Raw genomic sequence first — 2287 nt, forward strand, 5'->3', positions numbered from 1 at the left:
CCACGCCGATGGGCTCCCTCGACGCCCCCTTCAACCCCGTCTCCCTCGCCCTCGGCGCCGAGGCCACCTTCGTCGCCCGCACCGTCGACTCCGACATCAAGCACCTCGGCGGCGTGCTGCGCGCGGCGGCCGAGCACGAGGGCACCGCCCTCGTGGAGATCTACCAGAACTGCACGATCTTCAACGACGGCGCCTTCACCGCCCTGAAGGACAAGCAGGAGGCCCAGGAGGCGGTGATCCGCCTCGAACACGGGCAGCCGATCCGGTTCGGCGCCGACGGGCACAAGGGCGTCGTCCGCGACCAGGCCACCGGCGACCTCGAAGTCGTCGAGGTGACCCCGGAGAACGAGTCCCGGATCGTGGTCCACGACGCCCACGCGGCCTCGCCCACCACGGCCTTCGCGCTCTCCCGGCTCGCCGACCCCGAGACGCTCCACCGCACGCCCATCGGGGTCTTCCGCGACATCCGGCGCCCCGTCTACGACACGCTCATGGCGGACCAGCTCCAGGCAGCCGTCGACGGCAAGGGCAAGGGCGACCTCGCCACCGTCCTGGCCGGCAACGACACCTGGACCGTGGTCGCCTGACCGACGCCGCGCCGACTCAGCCGTGGGCCGCCCGGGACATCCGTCCCAGCGCGGCCCACAGCACAGCGGGGGTGGCGAACGTCTCGGGGTCCAGCGCGTCGTCGGTGAAGCGGACCCCGTACGCGCTCTCCAGCGACCCCAGCAGCTCGACCGTGCCGAGGGAGTCCAGGCCCGCCGCCCGCAGGCCGGTGTCGGGGGACAGCGGCTCGCCGTCCGAGAGGAACGGCAGGTGCTCGCGCAGCAGTTCCTCGAATCGCCGGTCCCACTCCATGGTGAACTCCCCGTCCTCGCCCGGTGCCGCCCCCGCGCGGGACGGCGTTTCCGGGCAAGCGACGCTACGAGCCCCGACCCTTTCGCGGACACCCCTGCCACCCCCCTGAACCGGCGGACGGTGGCCCTTGACCGGCCGGGGCGGCCGCCGCGCCTCAGAGCGCCGCGCGGCCGACCGGGGTCAGGTCCATCGGCAGGTCGCCGCGCGAGGTGATCCGGAGCTTGCGGTAGACCCGGGTGAGGTGCTGCTCGACGGTGCTCACCGTCAGGAACAGCTTCGAGGAGATCTCCCGGTTGGTCAGCCCCTGGGCCGCCAGCGTCGCCACCCGCTGCTCCGAACCGCTCAGCTTCGCGGCGCCGCCCGTTCCCGTCCCCGTCCCCGTTCCCGTCCCCGCGGCCGGGGCCCGGTCGCGGACCGGCGGCGTCAGGGGTGCGTCCGGGAGGATCTCCCGGCACAGGGCGGTGGCCTCGCTGTCCTTCGCGAGGTTCCAGGCGTTGCGGACCATGGTGTTCCCCTTGGAGGAGCCCTCGGCCTGGAGGGCGCGCCCGAGGTCGGCCATCGCGCGCGCCGTCTCGACGCGGTCGCCCGAGCGGTGCAGCTCCTCCACGGCCTGCCCCAGCAGGGCGGCCCGGCGCCGGGGTTCACCGGTGAGGGCGCGCAGGCGCAGGGACACCCCGCGTACCCAGGGACGCCGCGCGTCGGGGTGGGCGAGCTGTTCGAGGACGAGCTGTTCGGCCCGGCGGGTCTCGTCGAGCCGCAGCAGTGCCTCGGCCGCATCGGTGCGCCAGGGCAGGTGGGCGGGGCGGTCGATGCCCCAGGCCGCCATGAGGCGGCCGGTCTCGAGGAAGTCGGCGAGCGCGGCGTGCGGCTGGTTGACGGCGAGGCGGTGCAGGCCGCGGGCGCGCAGGTACGCCAGCCCGTGCAGGCTGGCCGGCAGCCGCGGCGGCAGCTGGCGGTCCGTCAGCCGGGACGCCTCCGTGAACCGGCCCATCGCACTGCACGCCCGGACCAGCACGGCCGTCGGGGCGCAGTGGAAGGCGCTGCCGGTCCGCTCCGGGAGCGCCTGGAGGGCCGCGGTGGCGTGGGCGTGGGCGCCGGGCAGGTCACCGAGGCGCAGCAGGGCCTCGGCGTGGAGGGTGGCGAACAGCGAGGTCCAGCCGGGGGCGTGGGCGCGCTCCGCGTCCTCCAGCAGGTTGCGGCTCCAGGTGACGGCCCGGTCGGGGTGATCGGAGGCCGTGAGGGAGCGGATCGCGTGGGCGAGCGGGGTGACGGTGGCGTCGGTGAGACGGGTGGACTGCAGGAGCCGCTCGCCGACCGCGACGGGGGTGTCGAGGGTGGTGTCGAACGGCGAGGCCGTGGTGGGCTCCACGGCCGGGGCCGGGTCGGACGCGGTGAGGGCGGCGGCCTCGGCGAGCCGCCCCTGGGAGAG

The 2287-nt window shown here is 75.3% G+C and carries 2 protein-coding genes and 1 pseudogene; 1 reads left to right on the plus strand and 2 read right to left on the minus strand.

Going from position 1 to position 2287, the window contains the following annotated elements; genetic code table 11:
• A pseudogene (locus ACFXA3_RS41190) lies at window positions 1-587 on the plus strand (2-oxoacid:ferredoxin oxidoreductase subunit beta); the annotation flags it as partial.
• A 16-nt stretch (window positions 588-603) separates the two neighbouring features.
• Here ACFXA3_RS41190 and ACFXA3_RS41195 read toward each other — a convergent pair.
• Window positions 604-858, minus strand: coding sequence for an acyl carrier protein (locus ACFXA3_RS41195; protein ID WP_385196409.1), 255 nt, complete (start codon window positions 856-858; stop codon window positions 604-606).
• Between the two features lie 154 nt (window positions 859-1012).
• Window positions 1013-2287, minus strand: a 1275-nt coding sequence (locus ACFXA3_RS41200; RefSeq protein ID WP_385196411.1) for a LuxR C-terminal-related transcriptional regulator, incomplete at its 5' end; no start/stop codon positions are given.

Origin of the sequence: Streptomyces sp. NPDC059456, assembly GCF_042750055.1 — a bacterium.
Classification (GTDB): Bacteria; Actinomycetota; Actinomycetes; order Streptomycetales; family Streptomycetaceae; genus Streptomyces.